Raw genomic sequence first — 20,304 nt, 5'->3', positions numbered from 1 at the left:
ATCCGCGCACCGTGGTCCCCCGGCGTAGTTCGGGCCGAGCGTGCGCTGCCGACTACGGTCGGTCAAAGAGAACCGGCGCTGCGCCCGGCGTCATCCGGGTGGGGAACCCGGGCATACGGGGCAGACTTCGCGCGTTGGGACCAGCGAAAGTAGTTGCGCTCTCAAGTAGATGGAGATGCACGATGCAGTTCGGGATCTTCTCGGTCAGCGACATCACCCCCGACCCGACCTCCGGCCGGGCGGTCTCCGAGGCGGAGCGGGTCAAGGCGATGGTCACCATCGCCCTGAAGGCCGAGGAGGTGGGGCTGGACGTCTTCGCGACCGGCGAGCACCACAACCCGCCCTTCATCGCCTCCTCCCCCACCACGATGCTCGGCTACATCGCCGCGCGGACCTCGACCCTGCAGCTGTCGACGGCCACGACGCTGATCACCACGAACGACCCGGTGAAGATCGCCGAGGACTACGCGATGCTGCAGCACCTGGCCGACGGCCGCGTCGACCTGATGATGGGCCGCGGCAACACCGGCCCGGTCTACCCCTGGTTCGGGCAGGACATCCGCGCCGGCATCGAGCTGGCGGTCGAGAACTACGCCCTGCTGCGCCGGCTGTGGCGGGAGGACGTCGTCGACTGGGAGGGCAAGTTCCGCACCCCGCTGCAGGGCTTCACCGCCACCCCGCGACCGCTGGACGGCGTGCCGCCGTTCGTCTGGCACGGCTCGATCCGCAGCCCGCAGATCGCCGAGCAGGCCGCGTACTACGGCGACGGCTTCTTCCACAACCACATCTTCTGGCCGCCGGAGCACACCCAGAAGATGATCGAGTTCTACCGCCGCCGCTTCGAGCACTACGGCCACGGCAGCGCCGATCAGGCCATCGTCGGGCTCGGCGGGCAGGTGTTCATGCGCACGAACAGCCAGGACGCCGTCCGGGAGTTCCGGCCCTACTTCGACAACGCGCCCGTGTACGGCCACGGCCCGTCGCTGGAGGAGTTCAGCGCGCAGACCCCGCTCACCGTGGGCAGCCCGGAGCAGGTCGTCGAGCGCACGCTGGGCTTCCGCGAGTACGTCGGCGACTACCAGCGGCAGCTGTTCCTCATCGACCACGCCGGCCTGCCGCTGAAGACCGTGCTCGAGCAGCTCGACCTGCTCGGCGAGGAGGTCGTCCCGGTGCTCCGCAAGGAGTTCGCCGCCCTCAAGCCCGCCCACGTCCCGGAGGCGCCCACGCACGCCTCGCTGGTCGCCGCCGCCGGCGGTGCGAGGGACGCCACCGTGCACGCGCCCGCCGACCATGTGACTGGGCAGGCGCCTGGCCAGGTCCAGGAGGTCCCGAGCCGATGACGACCCGCACCCTCGCCGTCGTCAGCGGCGGCCTGAGCAACCCCTCCTCGACGCGACTGCTGGCCGACCGGCTCACCGCGGCCACGGTCGAGGCCCTGCGCGCCCGCGGCGACGACGCCACCGTCGAGGTGGTCGAGCTGCGCTCGCACGCCCGGGACCTCGCCGACAACCTGGTCACCGGCTTCCCGAACGGGTCCCTGCGGACGGCGGTGGAGACGGTGTCCGGCGCCGACGCGCTGATCGCGGTGACGCCGATCTTCTCCGCCTCCTACAGCGGCCTGTTCAAGACGTTCTTCGACGTGCTGGACAAGGACGCGCTGGTCGGGAAGCCGGTGCTGATGGGGGCCACCGCGGGCACGGCACGGCACTCGCTGGCGCTGGAGCACGCGATGCGCCCGCTGTTCGCCTACCTCCGCGCGGTCGCCGTCCCGACCGGCGTCTTCGCCGCGTCGGAGGACTGGGCCGGCGGCAGCGGGGGCGACCGGGCGCTGGCCGACCGCATTCAGCGGGCCGCCGGCGAGCTCGCCGCCCTGGTCACCGGCCTCGGGCGGGTGGGAGACGGCAGAGCCGCTGGGCCGGTCGACCCGTTCGCCGACCCGGCGACGTCCTTCGAGGAGCTCCTCCGCGGCACCTGACCGCCCCGTGCCGGGACTTTCCGCGCGGGAAGTCCCGCCCGGCGGCGTCAGCCGACGGCGTCGGGGGACGGCGGTGCGGAGCCGCCCTGCGGCGCCTCGGCGGTCATGATCCGCACGATCTCCTCGCGGTCGGCCGCCGAGGGCAGCCCCCATCCCGGCACGTACTCGTAGACCTCGTGCAGCGGCCGCGACGCCGTCCGGCCGGTCAGGATCTCCACCGAGCTCGAATCGATCAGCCCCGGGTGCTCGACGCCGCACGCCTCGGCCACCTTGAGCAGGTCACGGCGCAGCGTGGTGATGTAGTTGGCCGCCCGCACGGACTTCAGCGCGGGGTCGAGTCCGTGGGCGAGCCAGGCGTTCTGCGTCGCGACGCCCGTCGGGCAGGTGTCGGTGTGGCACTTCTGCGCCTGGATGCAGCCGATCGACAGCATCGCCTCCCGGGCGACGTTGACCATGTCGCAGCCCAGCGCGAAGGCGACGATCGCGTTGTCCGGCAGGCCCAGCTTGCCAGCGCCCACGAACACGACCTGCTCCTGCAGCCCCTTCCGCGCGAACTCCGAGTAGACCCGGGCGAAACCGAGCTGGAAGGGCAGCGAGACGGAGTCGGTGAAGATGAGCGGCGCCGCTCCGGTGCCCCCCTCGCCGCCGTCGACGGTCACGAAGTCGACGCCCCGCCCGTCCCGGGACATCCGGTCGGTCAGCTCGCGCCAGAAGCCCATGTCGCCGACGGCCGACTTGATCCCGACCGGCAGCCCCGTCTCCTCCGCCAGCAGCTCGACCCAGTCGAGCAGGCTGTCGACGTCGGAGAACTCGGCGTGCCGCGAGGGGCTGATGCAGTCCACGCCCTCGGGCACACCCCGGGTCTCCGCGATCTCGGCCGAGACCTTCGCCGCGGGCAGCACGCCGCCCAGGCCCGGCTTGGCCCCCTGGCTCAGCTTGATCTCCAGGGCCCGCACCGGTGCGCCGGCGACGAGGTCCTTGAGCCGCTGCAGGTCGAAGCGCCCGTGCTCGTCGCGGCAGCCGAAGTACGCCGTCCCGATCTGGAAGGTCAGGTCCGCACCGTGGCGGTGGTGGCGCGACAGCCCGCCCTCCCCCGTGTTGTGCATGCACCCGGCCAGCGCCGCGCCCCGGTTCAGCGCCTCCACCGCGGCGCCGGACAGCGATCCGAAGCTCATCGCCGAGATGTTGACGACGGACGCCGGGCGGAAGGCCTGCCGGCGTCCGCGGGCGGCGCCGAGCACCTTGGCGGCGGGCAGGTCCACGTCGTGCCCGGTGTGCACGTTCGTCGTCGGCACCGCCCGGCCGAACGTGCGGTGGTTGATGACCGGGTAGCCGGCCGTGTACTCGAGGTCGTTGTCGGTGCCGAAGCCGAAGTAGTTGTTCGCCTTCTTCGCCGACGCGTAGACCCACCGCCGCTGGTCGCGGGTGAACGGACGCTCCTCGTTGTTGCCCGCCACCAGGTACTGCCGGAGCTCCGGGCCGATCTCCTCGAGCAGGTACCGCGCGTGCCCGAGCACCGGGAAGTTGCGCAGCAGCGTGTGCTCGCGCTGCAGCAGGTCGCGGGCGGCGACCGCGGCCAGGGCGGTGAGTCCGGTGGCGGCGGCGCGCGCGGCTCGCTTCATGCCGGGAAGTGTCCACCCGACCGGGAACCGTCGCAGCAGGTCGCGCCGTGCGGTCAGCGGTAGGCCGAGCCGCCCCGGAACCGCGCCGCGACCGCGGCGTGCAGCGGGGCCAGCACGACGCCGTCCCGGGCCATCCGGGCCCGCAGCAGGCGCCGGTGGCGGAGCACCCCGATCAGGCCCACCGCCCAGATCACGTACTGCACGGCGAACGCCGCACGGAACGCGTCCAGGCTGTACGCGGTCGCGGCCTCCGGGGTGAGCAGGTCGAGAACCGCACCCACGGCCAGGATGGTCAGCAGCGAGGCCACGAAGCCACCCACGTTGACCACCCCGCTGGCACTGCCCTGCCGCTCGACGGGGTTCCACGTGCGGGCGTAGTCGAAGCCGATCATCGAGCCGGGCCCGTTGGTGCCGAGGATGACGACGAGGACGATCAGCACCGGCAGCGGCGCCCGCCCCGGCCACAGCAGGACGACGGTCCACGCGGCGACCGTGGCGGCGAGGATCGTGAAGACCAGATCCGAGCGGCGCAGCGGCCACCGCCCGCAGAGGCGTCCGAAGAGCGGACCGACGCACATCGCCACCAGCACGAGCAGGGTGAGGAGGGCGGCCGCCGTCCCCGGTGACCGGCCCTGGCCGACCACGAGGAACGGATAGCCCCAGAGCAGCGCGAAGACGGTGCCCGAGAACTGGGTGACCAGGTGCGTGTACAGCCCGATGCGCGTCCCGGACTCGCGCCACGTGTCGGCCAGCCTCCGGCGCAGCTCGCCCAGGCCGGGCGGAGGTCCGGTCACGGTGCCCGGCGGGGCGTCGCGCAGGGCGACGAGGACGAGCACGCCGACCAGCACACCGGTCGCGGCCGCACCGAGGAACGTCGTCTGCCACGACGTGCCGTGCAGCAGGGCGACCAGCGGATAGGCCGCCGCGATGGAACCGAGCTGGCCCAGGATGCCCGTGAGCTGCGTGATCAGCGGGACCGTCCGGCCGGGGAACCACAGCGCGACCAGCCGCAGGACGCTGATGAACGTCATGGCGTCACCGGCGCCGACCAGCACACGCGCGGCGACGGCGGTCGGGACGTCGGAGGCCAGCGCGAGCACCAGCTGGCCCGCGGCCATCGTGAGCGCCCCGGCCAGGATCATGCGGCGCGAGCCCAGCCGGTCCAGCGCCACGCCCACGGGTATCTGCAGGCCCGCGTAGACGGCCAGCTGCACGACGAGGAACAGCGAGACCGCCGAGGCGCCCGCGGAGAACCGCTCCTGCGCCTCGACCGCCGCCACGCCCAGCGAGGAGCGGTGGAAGACGGCGACCGCGTAGGCGACGAGGGCGACCACCCACACCACGTAGGCGCGGGCCGTCGGCCGGGCCAGGGCAGGCGCGTCCTGGGCGGTCGACGTGGTCACGTCGATGACGACGCCGGCCGCGGGTCAGAACTTCCGCGCGGACCGGTGAGTTCCGTCACGGCCGGTCGGCGGCGGTGGTTTCCGGGTGGCCTCGCGATCACCCGATGCGGGACGGCGGTCACGGGGACGACTAGCCGGCCCCCCGCGCGGGCAGGAGCACCCTCGTCCGTCGTCCGGTGCATCTCCCTGCCGGGCCGACCAGCGCGAACGAACCGACGAGAGGAACGCCGTCCATGGCCGTCATCAACTTCAGCATCGCCACCGAGGCCGAGAAGAGCCCCGACTTCCGCCGGGTGCTCTGGACCGGCGAGCACAGCCAGCTGGTGATCATGACCATCCCGCCGGGCGGTGAGATCGGCGAGGAGGTCCACGACGACGTCGACCAGATCCTCACCTTCGTCAGCGGGACCGGTAAGGCCGTCGTCTCGGGGACGGAGAAGAACGTGGCGCAGGGCGACCTCGTCGTCGTCCCCGCCGGGAAGAAGCACAACTTCCTCAACACCGGCCCGAACCCGCTGATCCTCTACACGGTCTACGGCCCGCCCGAGCACGCCGACGGCGCGGTGCACAAGACGAAGGAGGAGGCGGACGCGATGGAGGAGGCCGGCAAGGACGAGCCCCCGACGGAGTGAGCCCTGCGGCGGGGCCACGACCGGTGGCCCCGCCCCGGTGCCCCGGTCCCGTGGCCCCTCGCCGGGCCATGGTCGAAGATCGCTCCATGAGCGCGCCGCTGTCCCTCCCCGCGAACCCCGAGAGCGTCTTCACCTACGGTGCCCCCCAGCTCAAGTTCGGACCGGGGGCCGCCGACGAGATCGGCTACGACCTCAGCCTCACGGGCGCCAAGCGGGTGCTCGTCGTCACCGACCCGGGGGTCGCCGCCACCGGGCACCCGCAGCGGGTGGCCGACCAGATGGCTCAGTTCGGCATCGAGGCCCGGGTATTCGACGGCGCGCACGTCGAGCCCACCGACGAGAGCATGGAGCAGGCGATCGCGTTCGCCCGCGACACCGGGCCCTGGGACGCGATCGTCGCCGTCGGGGGCGGCACCAGCATCGACACGGCGAAGGCCGTGAACCTGCTGACGACCAACCCCGGTGAGCTGATGGACTACATCAACAAGCCGGTCGGCGGTGGCAGGGCCCCGGTGAACCCGCTCCTGCCGCTCGTCGCCGTCCCCACGACCACCGGCACCGGCGCGGAGAGCACGACCATCTGCGTGCTCGACGTGCTCTCCCTGAAGGTGAAGACGGGCATCAGCCACGTGCGGCTGCGGCCCACGCTGGCCGTCGTCGACCCGCTGCTCACCCGGACCCAGCCGGCCGAGGTCACGGCCGCCTCGGGGATGGACATCCTCTGCCACGCGCTGGAGAGCTACACCGCGCGCCCGTACACCAGCTACGACCACAAGCGGCCCGAGCAGCGGGTCCCGTACTGCGGCTCCAACCCCATCGCCGACCTGTACGCGGAGAAGTCGCTGTCGCTGCTCGCGAGCGCGTTCCGGCGCGCGGTGCACGACGGCGAGGACTTCGAGGCACGGTCGACCATGGCGATGGCCGCGACCTTCGCCGGCATGGGGTTCGGCAACGCCGGCGTGCACATCCCGCACGCCAACGCCTACCCGATCGCCGGCCGGGTGAAGGACTTCCACCCCGCGGGCTATCCCGCCCACGAACCGATGGTGCCGCACGGCATGGCGGTGTCCCTGACCGCGCCGGAGGCCTTCCGCTTCACCTTCGACGCCTCCCCCGACCGCCACCGCCGCGCCGCGCTGCTGCTGGCCCCGGGCGCCGACGAGCCGGACGACCCGGCCGCGTTCCTGCCCACCGTGCTCACCGACCTGATGCGCGACATCGGGATCCCGGCCGGCATCGGCGCGGTCGGCTACGACCAGGGCGACATCGGCGACCTCGTCGACGGCACGATGAAGCAGCAGCGACTGCTGGCGACCGCCCCCAAGCAGGTCACCGAGGACGACGTCGCCGAGGTCTACCGCCGCTCGATCGACCTGTGGTGAGCCGCCCCGACACCGTCGACGGCGACCTGCTCGCCGCCCTGCGCGGCGCCGGGATCGCCGACGTGGACGGTTCCGGGCTGGCCCGCGCGCTCTACTCCTCGGACGCGTCGCTGTACCGCGTCCTCCCCCGAGCGGTCGTCCGGCCGCGGCATGCCGACGAGATCGTCGCGACGCTGGAGGTCTGCCGCTCCCTCGGGGTCCCGCTGACCGCACGCGGCGCGGGGACGTCGATCGCGGGGAACGCCGTCGGCGCCGGCGTCGTCCTCGACACCAGCCGGTACCTGAACCGGGCGCTGCTGGTGGACGGGGAGGCATCCACGGCGGTCGTCGAGCCGGGCCTGGTCCAGGCGGCCCTGCAGTCCGCCGCGAAGCCGTACGGCCTGCGCTTCGGCCCCGACCCGAGCACGCACAACCGCTGCACGGTCGGCGGCATGATCGGCAACAACGCCTGCGGGTCCCGCGCGCTGGGCTACGGCCGGACGTCGGACAACGTGGTCGGCCTCGACGTCGTCACCGGGTCGGGCGAGCGGCTGCGGCTGGAGGGCGGCACGATCGCGGCACCCGGCGTCCTCGCCGACCTGCACCGCCTCGTGGAGGGCGAGCTGGCCGCGATCCGCACCGAGCTGGGCCGGTTCGGCCGGCAGGTGTCGGGCTACTCGCTGGAGCACCTGCTGCCCGAACGCGGCTTCGACGTCGGCCGCGCCCTGGTCGGGAGCGAGGGCACGCTCGCGGTCGTCCTGGGCGCGACCGTGCGGCTGGTCGCCGATGCGCCGTACCGGGGCCTGATCGTGCTCGGCTACCCCACGATGGCCGACGCCGCCGATGCCACGCCCGCGCTGCTGCCGCACTCCCCCGCGGCCGTCGAGGGGATGGACGCGCGCATCGTCCAGCGGCTGCGGGACGTCCCCGCCGCCGTCGTCCCCGATCTGCCGCGCGGCGAGGGCTGGCTGATGGTCGAGCTGACCGGCGACAGCGTCGCCGAGGTGGTCGACCGGGCCGGCCGGGTGCTCGCCGACGCCGGGGCGCTGGACTCCCTCGTCGTGACCGATGCCGCCGAAGCGGCGGCGCTGTGGCGGATCCGGGAGGACGGCGCGGGGCTCGCGGCCCGCACCAGCGACGGCCGCCCCGCCCACGCCGGCTGGGAGGACGCCGCCGTCCCCGTCGAGCGCCTCGGCACCTATCTCCGTGGCTTCGAGGCGCTGCTCGACGAGCACGGGCTGCAGTGCGTGCCCTACGGGCACTTCGGCGACGGCTGCATCCACGGCCGGATCGACTTCCCCTTCGGATCCGGTCCGGACCGCGGCCGGTCGCGCTACCGGGCCTTCATCGAGGACGCCGCCCGCCTGGTGGCCGAGCACGGCGGGTCGATGTCCGGCGAGCACGGCGACGGGCGGGCGCGCGGGGAGCTGCTGGCGTACATGTACTCCCCCGCCGTCCTCGGGCTGTTCGAGCGGGTCAAGGCGGTGTTCGACCCCGACGACGTCCTCAACCCGGGCATCCTGGTGCGGCCCGCGAAGCTCGACGAGGACATCCGCATCGCCGCCGTGCAGCCGAGGCGCGAGGGGCTCGCGCTGGCCTACCGGCACGACGGCGGGGACTTCGCCGCCGCCGTCCACCGGTGCACCGGGGTCGGCAAGTGCCGCGCCGACCTGTCGGCCTCCGGCGGTGTCATGTGCCCGTCCTGGGGCGCCACCCGCGAGGAGAAGGACACCACGCGCGGCCGCGCCCGCGTCCTGCAGGAGATGCTCGCCCCCGGGGGTCCGGTCCGGGACTGGCGCTCACCCGAGGTGCACGACGCCCTCGACCTCTGCCTGTCGTGCAAGGGCTGTTCCCGGGACTGCCCCACCGGCGTGGACATGGCGTCCTACAAGGCCGAGGTCCTGCACCAGTCCTACCGCCGCCGGTTCCGCCCGCGGGCCCACTACACGCTGGGCCGGCTGCCGCGGTGGGCCGACCTCGCCGCCCGCGCGCCGCGGCTGGTGAACGCGTTCCTCGCGTCCCGCCTCGGCGGGCGGCTGGCCAAGTGGTCGGCCGGGATGGACCAGCGCCGCGACGTCCCGCCGTTCGCGATGCGCACCTTCCGGCAGGAGTGGGCCGAGTCCGGCCGCAATGGCCATTCCGGCTGGACCGACGGCGGCGCGCCGGTGGCGCTGTGGGTGGACTCGTTCACCGACCACTTCGCCCCGGAGGTGGCAGCCGCCGCCGCCCGCGTGCTCGAGGCGGCCGGCTACCGGGTCCAGGTCCCCGGCGCGGACACCTGCTGCGGGCTGACCTGGATCACGACCGGTCAGCTGGACACCGCCCGGAAGACGCTCCGGCACACCGTCGAGACCCTCGCCCCGCTGGTCGACGCCGGCATCCCGGTCGTCGGCGTCGAGCCCTCGTGCACCGCCGCCCTGCGCAGCGAGGCCCTCGAACTGGTCGGCGGCGCGGCCGCCGAACGTGTCGCCGCCGGCACCCGCACCCTGGCCGAGCTGCTGGCGGACACCTCCGGCTGGGCGCCACCCGCGATGGACGGCGTGGAGATCGTCGCGCAGCCGCACTGCCACCACGCCTCGGTCATGGGCTGGTCGGCCGACGCGCAGCTCCTCGCCCGGGCCGGTGCGCGCGTCACCCGGCTCGGCGGCTGCTGCGGGCTCGCGGGCAACTGGGGCGTCGAGCGGGGCCACCACGACGTGTCCGTGGCGATCGCCGAGCAGCAGCTGCTCCCGGCGGTGCGGGGGCTGCCGGACGGCGCCGTCGTCCTGGCCGACGGGTTCTCCTGCCGCACCCAGCTCGACCAGCTGGCCGGCCGGCGCGGTCTGCACCTGGCGGAGCTGCTGGCGCAGCACCTGCGCTGACCGGCCGTTCCGTCAGGAGACCGCATCGTGCAGAGTGCGCCCGTGCCCCACGCCCACCCCCGGCCCGCGACCGGCCCGGCAGCGCAGGTCGACGCCTGGCTGTCGGACTTCGAGCACGCGCTGACGACACGGGACGTGGAGCGGGCGGCCGAGCTGTTCGGCGACGTCAGCTACTGGCGGGACCTGATCGCCTTCACCTGGAACATCACCACGGTCGAGGGGCGGGACGGCGTCCGGGACCTGTTGCGCGCGACACTCGAGGTCACGGGGCCGCACGGGTTCGCCGCCTCCGAGGAGCCGACCGAGGCCGACGGGACGACGACCGCCCTGATCGAGTTCGAGACCGCAGTGGGGCGGGGTCGCGGCGTGGTGCGGCTCCGGGACGGCCGCGCCTTCACCCTGCTCACCACGCTCTACGAGCTCACCGGCCACGAGGAGCCGATGAGCGAACGCCGTCCCCGGGGCGCCGAGCACGGCGTGCGGCCCGGCCGGCAGACGTGGCTGGAACAGCGCACGGCGGAGTTCTCGGAGCTGGGCCGCACGAGGCAGCCGTACGTGCTCGTCGTGGGGGGCGGCCAAGGCGGCATCGCCCTGGCCGCGCGGCTCCGGCAGCTGGACGTGCCCACGGTGGTGGTGGACCGCAATCCCCGCCCCGGGGACACGTGGCGCAACCGCTACAAGTCGCTGTGCCTGCACGACCCGGTCTGGATCGACCACCTCCCCTATCTCGACTTCCCCGCCAACTGGCCGGTCTTCTCACCGAAGGACAAGATCGCCGATTGGCTCGAGATGTACGTCCGGGTCATGGAGATCAACTACTGGGGGTCCACCACCTGCCGCCGGGCCGGCTACGACCCCACCACCGGCGCATGGGAGGTCGTCGTCGAGCGGGACGGCGAGGAACTCACCCTGCGCCCGCAGCATCTCGTGCTCGCCACCGGCATGTCGGGGCGGCCGAACATCCCCGACGTGCCCGGCCGGGACAGGTTCCGCGGCGACCAGCACCATTCCTCCGAGCACCCGGGGCCCGACGCCTACCGGGGCAGGAAGGCCGTGATCATCGGGTCGAACAACTCCGCGCACGACATCGCGGCGGCCCTGTGGGAGGCCGGCGCGGACGTGACGATGGTGCAGCGCTCGTCGACGCTCGTCGTCCGGTCCGAGACGCTCATGGAACTGGCGCACGGCAGGCTCTACTCCGAGCGCGCCCTCGCCGCCGGGATCACGACCCACAAGGCCGACACCCTCGTCGCGTCGATGCCCTTCCGCACGCTGCCCGACGTCCAGAAACCCATCTGGGACGCGATCCGGGAGCGGGACGCCGGCTTCTACGCCCGGCTGGAGCGAGCGGGTTTCCTGCTCGACTTCGGCGAGGACGAGACGGGGCTGGGCCTGAAGTACCTCCGCCGCGGCTCCGGCTACTACATCGACGTGGGTGCGTCCGAGCTGATCGCCGACGGCCGGGTGCGGCTCGCCCGCGGGGGCGTGCGGGAGCTCACCGAGGATTCGGTCGTCCTCACCGACGGCACCGCGCTGCCGGCCGATGTGGTCGTCCATGCCACCGGCTACGGATCGATGACCGGCTGGGCCGCCGAGCTCATCTCGCAGCAGGTCGCCGACACGGTCGGCAAGGTGTGGGGACACGGATCGGGGACGACGAACGACCCCGGACCGTGGGAGGGCGAGCAGCGCAACATGTGGAAGCCGACCCGGCAGGAGGGCCTGTGGTTCCAGGGCGGCAACCTGGCCCAGGCGCGGTACTACTCGCTCTGCCTGGCGCTGCAGCTCAAGGCCCGGCAGGTGGGCATCCCGACCCCGGTCTACCGCCTCCCGGAAGTGCACCACCGCTCCTGAGCGCCCGGCCGGCACGACCCCGCCGGCGGTGCCGGCCTCCCTGCGCGGCGCGCCGCCGGACTCCGTCGACGCGACCCTGGACGGCGGTCGCCCGGCGGACCTACGGTCGTCGGCGCACGATCGTGGTGTGCACCGCCGAGAGCTTCCGGCGTCGCGGCCGCAGCGTGCGGGCGGCAACGAGCCGGCCGAGGCGGCAGTGACGGATCGCGCGACCGGCGTGGAGACGTAGGAGACAGCTATGGCAGGAGCGACATCGTGACCGACATCCTCGACCGCCCCGCTTCGACCACTCCGGCCGGTTCGGTCGACACCTGGCTGACCGGCTTCGAGGACGCCCTCCGCGCACGGGACGTCGACCGCGCCGCGGAGATGTTCGCCGCGGTCAGCTTCTGGCGGGACCTCGTCTCCTTCACCTGGAACATCACCACCGTCGAGGGCCCGGACGGGGTCCGGGACCTGCTGCGGGCGACGCTCGACACCACCGATCCCAGCGGCTTCACGACCAGCGAGGAGCCGACCGAGGCGGACGGCGTCACGACCGCGTGGATCGAGTTCGAGACCGCGGTGGGCCGCGGGCGGGGCCTGGTCCGGCTCGTCGACGGCAAGGCGTTCACCCTGCTGACCAGCCTCTACGAGCTCAAGGGCCACGAGGAGCCGCTGAGCGAGCGCCGGCCGATGGGCGCCGAGCACGGCGTCCAGCGCGACCGGCAGACGTGGCTGGAGAAGCGGCGCAGCGAGGTCGAGGAGCTGGGCCGGACCACCCAGCCGTACGTCGTCGTGGTCGGCGGCGGTCAGGGCGGCATCGCACTGGGCGCCCGGCTGCGCCAGCTGGACGTCCCGCACATCGTCATCGACCGGCACCCCCGCCCCGGCGACCAGTGGCGCAACCGCTACAAGTCGCTCTGCCTGCACGACCCGGTCTGGTACGACCACCTGCCCTACCTCGACTTCCCCAGGAACTGGCCGGTCTTCTCCCCGAAGGACAAGATCGCCGACTGGCTCGAGATGTACGTGCGGGTCATGGAGGTCAACTACTGGGGCTCCAGCACGGTGACGAAGGCGACCTACCACGAGGACACGCAGGAGTGGACCGTCGTCGTCGAGCGGGACGGGGGCGAGGTCACGCTGCGGCCCAAGCAGCTGGTGCTGGCCACCGGGATGTCCGGGAAGCCGCACGTGCCCGCCATTCCCGGCCAGGACCGGTTCCTGGGCGACCAGCACCACTCCTCGCGGCACCCGGGCCCGGATGCCTACCGCGGGCGCAAGGCGGTCATCATCGGCTCCAACAACTCGGCGCACGACATCGCCGCGGCGCTCTGGGAGCACGGGGCCGACGTGACCATGGTCCAGCGCTCGTCGACGCACATCGTGCGGTCGGACTCGCTGATGGACCTGGGCCTCGGTGACCTGTACTCCGAGCGTGCCCTCGCCGCGGGCGTGACCACGCACAAGGCGGACATGATCTTCGCGTCGCTGCCGTACCGGATCATGCACGAGTTCCAGAAGCCGGTGTACGACGCCATCCGGGAGCGCGACGCCGACTTCTACCGGCGGCTGGAGGAGGCCGGCTTCTGGCTGGACTTCGGCGAGGACGACTCCGGCCTCTTCATGAAGTACCTGCGCCGCGGCTCCGGCTACTACATCGACGTGGGGGCCTCCGAGCTCGTCGCGAACGGCAGCGTGAAGCTGGCGCACGGCGGCGTCCGCGAGCTGCGCGAGCACGCCGTCGTCCTCGAGGACGGGACGGAGCTCGAGGCCGACCTGGTGGTCTACGCCACCGGCTACGGCTCGATGAACGGCTGGGCCGCCGATCTCATCTCGCAGGAGGTCGCCGACACGGTCGGCAAGGTCTGGGGGCTCGGATCGGGGACGACGAAGGACCCCGGCCCGTGGGAGGGCGAGCAGCGGAACATGTGGAAGCCCACCCAGCAGGAGGCGCTGTGGTTCCACGGCGGCAACCTGCACCAGTCCCGCCACTACTCGCTCTACCTGGCGCTGCAGCTCAAGGCCCGCCAGGTGGGCATCCCGACGCCGGTGCACGGCCTCCAGGAGGTGCACCACCGCGCCTGAGGCGGGTCGGCGCGGTCCCGGCCGCACGGCTCGGCGACCGGCGCCGTCCGTGGGGTCCCTGACGGCGCGGCCGTCCCATCGGCTGCCCCGGCCGCCCTCTGCGACGATCCCGGGGTGGAACTCGAGGAGACACTGCTGCCCGGCGTGGGTGTCCGGTACGAGCTGAGGACCCGTTCCGGTCAGCTGCTCGGCATCGTCGTCCAGCGCGACGGCGGCGCCGAGATCGCGGTGTACGACCGGCACGACCCCGACCGTGCCCGCGGCGTGTTCCGGCTCAACGCCGAGGAAGCCGACGCCGTCGCGGACGTGCTGGGCGCACCCCGGCTGACCAAGCGGTTCGCCGACCTCTCCAAGGAGGTGCCCGGGCTGCAGTCGGCGCGGATCCCCATCCAGCCCGGGTCGCCGTTCGACGGGCGGTCGCTGGGCGACACCCGCGCCCGCACCCTCACGGGCTGCTCGATCGTCGCGATCGTGCGCGACGCCGACGTCGTGCCCTCGCCCACGCCCGCGGACCAGCTCCGCGCCGGCGACGTCCTGGTGGCCATCGGCTCGAGCGAAGGCCTGGAGCAGCTCGCCCGGCGCCTGTCCGGGCAGGTCTAGGCGCCGGCGTGGACCACGTCTCCGCGCTCCTGCTCGAACTCGGCCTGCTCTTCCTCGGGATCTCCGTCCTGGGCCTGGCCGCCCGCAGGCTGGGGCTGTCGCCGATCCCCTTCGTCCTGGTCGCCGCGCTGGCCCTCGGGGAGGGCGGGGTGGTGCCGCTGACGACCGCCGAGCCGTTCCTCGCCGCGGCCGCGGAGATCGGCGTCGTGCTGCTGCTGCTCACGCTGGGCCTGGAGTTCTCGGCCGGAGAGCTGTTCAGCTCGTTCCGCCGGCACGCCCCCTCCGGCGTCGTCGACCTGGTGCTCAACGCGCCGCCGGGATTCGTGGCCGGGCTCCTCCTCGGCCTGCCCTGGGAGGGTGCGCTCGCCCTTGCCGGGGTCACCTGGATCTCCTCGTCCGGCATCGTGGCGCGTCTGCTGGGCGACCTGGGCCGGCTGGCCAACCGTGAGACACCGGCCGTGCTCTCGGTGCTCGTGCTCGAGGACCTCGCGATGGCCCTGTTCCTGCCCATGCTCGTGGTCGCGCTGGCCGGTGAGGGTCCGGGGTCGGCCGTCGCCGGCGTCGCCCTGGCCGTCGGGGCCGTGCTCCTCGTGCTGCTCGCCGCTCAACGGCACGGCCACCGGCTCGGCCGGCTGCTCAGCCACGAGGACGACGAGCAGGTGCTGCTCCGGCTGGTGGGGCTGACCCTGCTCGTCGCCGGGCTCGCGCAGGCCATGGGTGCCTCGGCCGCCGTGGGCGCGTTCCTGGTCGGGCTGGCCCTGCCGGCGTCCTTCGCGGAGCGGGCACGGGCGATCCTCGGCCCCCTGCGGGACCTGTTCGCCGCCCTCTTCTTCGTCGCCTTCGGTCTGGCCACCGACCCTGGGGAGATCCTGCCTGCGCTGCCGGTGGCCGTCGCACTCGCCGTCGTCACGACCGCCACCAAGGTCGGCACGGGCTGGTTCGCCGCCCGGCGCGACGGCGTGGCGGTACCCGGCCGGCTGCGCGCCGGCACCGCGCTCGTGGCCCGCGGCGAGTTCTCCATCGTCATCGCAGGGATGGCCGCGGCCGCCGGGATCCCGGAGATCGGGCCGGTCGCGACCGGCTACGTCCTGCTGATGGCGGTCAGCGGGCCGGTGCTGACCCGGCTCGTGGAGCCGCTGTCGGCCCGCTGGCGCCCCGCGGTGGCCCCGGCCTGACGGCGGTCAGGCCGCTGCGTTCCCCCGCCGGGATCGCGCGGCGGCGAGCACGGCGGGCGTGAGGGCGGCCGCGATGGCGGCGTAACCCGCCGAGGAGGGGTGGAACCGGTCGGCGGAGAACATCGCCGGATCGCCGGCGAAGGCCATTCCGACCTCGTGGACCGCCGCCATGCGGCCGCCGGCGGCCTCCACCGCGGCGGCCTGGTGCTGCTGCAACTGCTGGGACGCCGCCCGCACCGCGGCCCGGAAGGCCGGCGGCACGAACGGCACCGAGGACATGTCGGGCGCGGGCACGACGACGACGTCGGCGCCGGAGGTGCGCAGCGCGGTGACGGCCGAGGCGAGCGACGCCGCGGCCTGCCCCGGCGGGACGAAGCGGGCCAGGTCGTTGGCGCCGATCACGATGACGGCGACGTCGGCGTCCAGCGGCCCGGCGCGCCGGACCTGGGCCGCGAGGTCCCGCGAGGCGGCGCCGGGGACGGCCACGACGTGCAGGTCGACGTCGAAGCCGTCCGTGGTCAGGGCGGTGGCCAGGCGGCGGCCAAGCGTGTCCTCGACGCGCAGCGCCCCGGTGCCGAAGCCGATCGAGTCACCGAGGACGACGAGCCGCAGGGGAAACCGTTCCACGCACTGTCCAACCCCGCGTCCCCGCCGCACGTTCCCCAGCCGCACGGGACGGGCCACGGGTTCCGGAGAACTCGACGGCCGGATCGCGGACGTCGCTCAGCGGCCGCGCCAGACGGGCGCGCGGCGCTCGGCGAAGGCCGTGGATCCCTCCCGGGCGTCCTCGGAGGCGAAGGCGGGCGCGACGATCTCGTCCTGGCGGGCCCAGGCGTCCTCCGGAGCCCAGGACGGCGCCGACTGCACGATCCGCTTCGTCGCCGCCACGGCCAGCGGTCCGTTCGCCGCGATGACCCCGGCCAGCTGCACCGCGGCCTCCAGCGCGCTCCCCTCGTCGACGACCCGGTTGACCAGACCGACGGCAGCAGCCCGCTCGGCGTCGATCGGCTCGCCGGTCAGGAGCATCTCCAGCGCGACGGCCCGCGGCACACGCTGGGGCAGCAGGAGGGCGGCTCCCCCGGCGGCGACCAGTGACCGGGTCACCTCGGGCACCCCGAACCGCGCCGTCCGTCCCGCGACCACGAGATCGCAGGCGAGGACCAGCTCGAAGCCACCGGCCAGCGCCCAGCCCTCGACCGCGGCCAGCAGTGGCTTGCGCGGCGGCGTGACCGTGATCCCGCACAGCCCGCGGCCCTCGATCGCCGGGACCTCACCGCGCAGGAACGCCTTGAGGTCCATGCCGGCCGAGAAGGTCCCGCCCGCCCCGGTGAGCACGCCGGCCCGCAGCGCGTCGGACGCGTCGAGCTCGTCGACCGCGTCGGCGACCCCGCGCGCGACCGCGGCGTCGAGGGCGTTGCGTGCCTGCGGCCGGTTGATGGTGATGACCTGCACGGCGCCGCGGCGCTCGACCAGTACCTCGTCGGACACGGTTCTCCTCTGGGCCGGAACGGCGCGGGGCCCGGGCGGCCAGTGGCTGCCCGGGCCCCGCGGGGAGCTGCGGAGCTCAGACCCGCGGACCGCCGGCCGCGTAGACGACCTGACCGGACACGAAGCCCGCGCCCTCGCTGACGAGGAAGGACACCAGGTGCGCGATGTCCTCCGGCTGGCCGACCCGGGCCACCGGGATCTGCGCGGCGGCACCCTTGATGAAGTCGTCGAACGGGATGCCCATCCGGTCGGCCGTGGACTTGGTCATCTCGGTCTGGATGAACCCGGGCGCGATGGCGTTGGCGGTGACCCCGAACTTGCCCAGCTCGATCGCCACCGTCTTGGTGAACCCCTGCAGGCCGGCCTTGGCCGTGGAGTAGTTGGCCTGGCCGCGGTTGCCCAGCGCCGAGACGCTGGACATGCTCACGATCCGGCCCCACTTGGCCTCGATCATGTGCTTCTGGACGGCCCGGGTCATGAGGAAGGCACCGCGCAGGTGCACGTTCATGACGATGTCCCAGTCCGAGTCGGACATCTTGAACAGCATGTTGTCCCGCAGGACGCCTGCGTTGTTCACCAGCACCGTCGGCGGGCCGAGCTCGGCCGCGACCCGGTTGACCGCGGTCTCGACCTGCTCGGCGTCGCTCACGTCGGCGCCGACGGCGAGCGCCCGGCCGCCGGCGGCCTCGATCGCCTCGACGGTGCCCTTCGCGGCGGCCTCGTCCAGGTCGAGGACGGCGACGGCGAACCCGTCCTGCGCCAGCCGGACGGCGGTCGCGGCGCCGATGCCGCGCGCCGCTCCGGTCACGATGGCCACGCGGGACGTCGCCCCGGTGGTGCCTGCCTCGCCCATGTTGGTTCCCTTCGTCTGGTTGCCGGCTGTGCCGGGCTCGTGCGCCGCGGCGCGGGCCGAGCTGCCACCGTCAGGTTACTTAGAGGTAGCGGGAGCTCCGAGGGAGGCCGGGTCAGGGCCAGATGCTCGCGACGATGATCGCGGCCACGGCCAGCTGGACCGCGGCGCTGACCAGGCAGGCGGGGTGGAACGCCTTCTCCATCAGGTGCTCACCGAGCCGCCCGGGGGTGATCAGGTCGAGGACGACGAACGCGGCCGCCTGGAGCACGACCCCCAGGATCCCGAAGACGACGGTGTAGAGCAGGGCCTGACCGAACCCGCTGGTGCCGCTGATCCAGATGCTGGCGAAGACGATCGCGCCCTGGCCCAGGAAGCCTGCGGCGAGCGTCACGGCGGCGTTGACCGACCGGTGCTCGTAGATGTGCCGGCCGAGGTGGCCGGGTGTCAACAGGTCGAGGGCGAAGAAGCCCAGGGTCAGCAGCGCGATGCCGACCCCGGTATAGGCGACGGCGTAGCCGATGCTCTCCAGCACGGGACGGAACCTCCGGGGGGACGGCGAACGGGCGTGCAAGGTCTACCGCACACGTCCACCGCCTGCGCGCAGGCCCCTGAGCCGGCCGCTCGCCCGCCGGGTGTCAGGCCGACGGACGCAGACCGGTGACCGCGGCGTCGTCGGCCAGTGCCGGCCGCGGTGCCGGGTGCTCCACGAGCGCCAGGACCCGCCCGGCCATGAACCTGGCGGTGCGCACCGGCGTCCCACCGCGCGTCGTCTCGGTCACCTCGACCAGCCCACGCCCATGGGTGACCTCCACTCGCCGGCCGGCCCGCGTCGCCTCGATGTCGTAGGTCCGCGTGCTCCCGCTGGCGTCGATCACGATCTCGACCCGGTCGCCCTTCATGTCTGCCTCCTCCGCGGGGGCGCGCAGGAGCGCCGGTCCGCACACGATCTCCAACGCGGAGCACCGCTCTGGAATTCCGCGACACGCGTGCTGACCTGCGCCAAGAGACGGATCAGACGGGGCCGGACGGGTCGTCGACGGCGTCCACCGGGTGGGCCGCCCGGCGCGGATGGTGCAGCCGCCGCACGGAGGCCAGAGCGGCCCGCCGCGCGACCATGCGCCGCCGGGCCCGCATGGTCCGCGGGGCCCGCGGTTCCTCGCGGAGCAGCGTGTCCAGCCAGTGGCCCCGTGGGTCGACGTCCACCAGCAGGGCCTTGACCAGCAGTGTCAACGGGATCGCCAGGAGCGCACCCAGGGCACCGAGCACCCAGCTCCAGAAGAGCAGCGCGATGAACGTGACGGTCATCGAGAGCCCGACCGAGTCGCCGATGAACCGCGGCTGGACCAGCGTCTGCACGACGAAGTTGAGCAGCGAGTACACGACCACGATGGCGATCAGCTCGCTCCATCCGCCGGCCAGCAGACCGAGGAGCGCGGGTGGCATGACCCCGAGGACGAACCCGATGTTGGGCACGTAGTTGGTGACGAACGCCAGCAACCCCCACATGGCGGCAGCCGGCACCCCGATGATCGACAGGGCGATCCAGTCACCGACCGCCACGATCGCGCCGAAGACGGTGCTCACGAGCAGGTAGCTGCGCGTTCCCTGCGTGAAGAGCGTCAGCGCGACCGGCAGGTGCGGGCGCTCCTCCCCCACCAGCGCCATCCGCCTGGGGAAGCCGCTGGACTCGATCGCCATGAACACCAGCGCCGACAGGAGCAGGACGAGGGTGCTGGCCGCGCCCAGGAGCTGGGTGAGCAGCCCGGTGGCCAGCCCGACGACCTGGCCGTAGTCGATCTGCCCGATCAGGTCGGAGAGCTGTCCGGACACGAGCCCTGCCGTGTTCAGCTCGGTGACGACCTCGTTGATGAGGACCTCGGCCTGATCGGCGTAGTCGGGCAGCAGCGCCGCCAGCTGGGCCGCGGAGACGACCAGCAGCGCGACGAAGGCCAGCAGCACCGCCCAGACGAGGATCAGCAGCACAGTCGTCGCCAGCCATCGGGGGACGCCGATGCGCCGCAGCCACCCCTGGACGGGTGCCAGGGCGACGACGACGACGAGGGCCAGGAACACCGGGGCCACGAGCCAGGCCACCGCGCGCAGCCCCGCTACCGCGGTCGTCGCGGTCGCGAGGCCGACGAGGAGCAGGATCCAGCGCGGTATCGCAGGGGCGGTCAGTTGCGCCGCCAACGATGTCGAGCCCGACGCCGCGTCGCTCGTCGACGGCTCGGGGGTCTCCGTCGTGTCCGGCTCCGCCGGCGCGGCGGCGTCGACCGCAGGCACACCTGCATCCGACGCCGGGACGTCGGCCGTCGCCGCCCCGTCCGTCCCGGGGCGCACGGTCCCGGGGCGAGCGGCCTTGCCACCGCTCCGCACGTCCGGCCGCACTGACATGCCCACCCCACTCCCC

The 20,304-nt window shown here is 73.4% G+C and carries 17 protein-coding genes; 9 read left to right on the top strand and 8 right to left on the bottom strand.

Annotated elements, in window-relative coordinates; genetic code table 11:
* The first annotated feature begins 182 nt into the window (after positions 1–182).
* Both E4P39_RS14315 and E4P39_RS14310 read left to right on the top strand, forming a co-directional pair.
* Positions 183–1,340 carry an LLM class flavin-dependent oxidoreductase gene (locus tag E4P39_RS14315; RefSeq protein ID WP_135137245.1) on the top strand — a complete coding sequence of 386 codons (1,158 nt, stop codon included), beginning with the start codon at positions 183–185 and terminating at the stop codon, positions 1,338–1,340.
* Positions 1,337–1,975 carry an FMN reductase gene (locus E4P39_RS14310; protein WP_135137244.1) on the top strand — a complete coding sequence of 213 codons (639 nt, stop codon included), beginning with the start codon at positions 1,337–1,339 and terminating at the stop codon, positions 1,973–1,975. The genes E4P39_RS14315 and E4P39_RS14310 overlap by 4 nt, the downstream gene beginning before the upstream one ends.
* A gap of 47 nt (positions 1,976–2,022) precedes the next feature.
* Here the strand turns inward: E4P39_RS14310 and E4P39_RS14305 are convergent, their stop codons facing one another.
* Entirely contained in the window at positions 2,023–3,597 is a 1,575-nt protein-coding gene (locus E4P39_RS14305) for an FMN-binding glutamate synthase family protein (RefSeq protein WP_135137243.1), read from the bottom strand.
* 53 nt (positions 3,598–3,650) lie between these two features.
* Positions 3,651–5,000, bottom strand: a complete 1,350-nt coding sequence (locus E4P39_RS14300) for an MFS transporter (RefSeq protein WP_245159831.1) — start codon at positions 4,998–5,000, stop codon at positions 3,651–3,653.
* 233 nt (positions 5,001–5,233) lie between these two features.
* Between E4P39_RS14300 and E4P39_RS14295 the strand changes: the two genes are divergently transcribed.
* The 7 genes from E4P39_RS14295 (at position 5,234) to E4P39_RS14265 (ending at position 15,553) form a co-directional block, all read left to right on the top strand.
* A complete protein-coding gene (locus tag E4P39_RS14295; RefSeq protein ID WP_135137242.1) occupies positions 5,234–5,632 on the top strand; it encodes a cupin domain-containing protein in 399 nt (132 codons plus the stop codon).
* Between the two features lie 86 nt (positions 5,633–5,718).
* Positions 5,719–7,014: a hydroxyacid-oxoacid transhydrogenase gene (locus E4P39_RS14290; protein WP_135137241.1), complete on the top strand. Its 1,296-nt coding sequence runs from the start codon at positions 5,719–5,721 to the stop codon at positions 7,012–7,014.
* Entirely contained in the window at positions 7,011–9,854 is a 2,844-nt protein-coding gene (locus E4P39_RS14285; protein WP_245159830.1) for an FAD-binding and (Fe-S)-binding domain-containing protein, read from the top strand. The genes E4P39_RS14290 and E4P39_RS14285 overlap by 4 nt, the downstream gene beginning before the upstream one ends.
* Positions 9,855–9,896: 42 nt before the next feature.
* Positions 9,897–11,708, top strand: a complete 1,812-nt coding sequence (locus E4P39_RS14280; protein WP_135137239.1) for an NAD(P)/FAD-dependent oxidoreductase — start codon at positions 9,897–9,899, stop codon at positions 11,706–11,708.
* A 255-nt stretch (positions 11,709–11,963) separates the two neighbouring features.
* Positions 11,964–13,778, top strand: coding sequence for an NAD(P)/FAD-dependent oxidoreductase (locus E4P39_RS14275; RefSeq protein WP_135137238.1), 1,815 nt, complete (start codon positions 11,964–11,966; stop codon positions 13,776–13,778).
* A 114-nt stretch (positions 13,779–13,892) separates the two neighbouring features.
* Entirely contained in the window at positions 13,893–14,378 is a 486-nt protein-coding gene (locus E4P39_RS14270; RefSeq protein ID WP_135137237.1) for a cation:proton antiporter regulatory subunit, read from the top strand.
* Positions 14,379–14,386: 8 nt separating this feature from the next.
* On the top strand, positions 14,387–15,553 hold the full coding sequence (locus E4P39_RS14265; RefSeq protein WP_135137236.1) for a cation:proton antiporter: 1,167 nt from the start codon (positions 14,387–14,389) through the stop codon (positions 15,551–15,553).
* Positions 15,554–15,559: 6 nt separating this feature from the next.
* On the opposite strand, the gene E4P39_RS14260 is transcribed toward E4P39_RS14265, so the two are convergent.
* The 6 genes from E4P39_RS14260 to E4P39_RS14235 all read right to left on the bottom strand — a co-directional run bounded on the left by E4P39_RS14260 (position 15,560) and on the right by E4P39_RS14235 (position 20,177).
* The gene (locus E4P39_RS14260) at positions 15,560–16,180 is read right to left on the bottom strand and encodes a GDSL-type esterase/lipase family protein (protein ID WP_135137235.1); all 621 of its coding nucleotides are present in this window, start codon (positions 16,178–16,180) and stop codon (positions 15,560–15,562) included.
* Positions 16,181–16,276: 96 nt separating this feature from the next.
* On the bottom strand, positions 16,277–17,041 hold the full coding sequence (locus E4P39_RS14255) for a crotonase/enoyl-CoA hydratase family protein (protein WP_135137234.1): 765 nt from the start codon (positions 17,039–17,041) through the stop codon (positions 16,277–16,279).
* A gap of 76 nt (positions 17,042–17,117) precedes the next feature.
* Complete coding sequence (fabG, locus tag E4P39_RS14250) at positions 17,118–17,894, bottom strand: 3-oxoacyl-ACP reductase FabG (RefSeq protein WP_135137233.1); 777 nt, start codon at positions 17,892–17,894, stop codon at positions 17,118–17,120.
* Positions 17,895–18,006: 112 nt separating this feature from the next.
* Positions 18,007–18,426 carry a DUF350 domain-containing protein gene (locus E4P39_RS14245; protein WP_135137232.1) on the bottom strand — a complete coding sequence of 140 codons (420 nt, stop codon included), beginning with the start codon at positions 18,424–18,426 and terminating at the stop codon, positions 18,007–18,009.
* 103 nt (positions 18,427–18,529) lie between these two features.
* Positions 18,530–18,793, bottom strand: a complete 264-nt coding sequence (locus E4P39_RS14240) for a hypothetical protein (protein ID WP_135137231.1) — start codon at positions 18,791–18,793, stop codon at positions 18,530–18,532.
* 112 nt (positions 18,794–18,905) lie between these two features.
* A complete protein-coding gene (locus tag E4P39_RS14235) occupies positions 18,906–20,177 on the bottom strand; it encodes an AI-2E family transporter (protein WP_135137230.1) in 1,272 nt (423 codons plus the stop codon).
* Positions 20,178–20,304: the final 127 nt, after the last annotated feature.

Source organism: Blastococcus sp. CT_GayMR19 (genome assembly GCF_004570385.1).
Lineage (GTDB): Bacteria > Actinomycetota > Actinomycetes > Mycobacteriales > Geodermatophilaceae > Blastococcus_B.
Note: the sequence above shows the minus strand (reverse complement) of the source record. Positions and strands in the feature narration are given on the sequence as shown.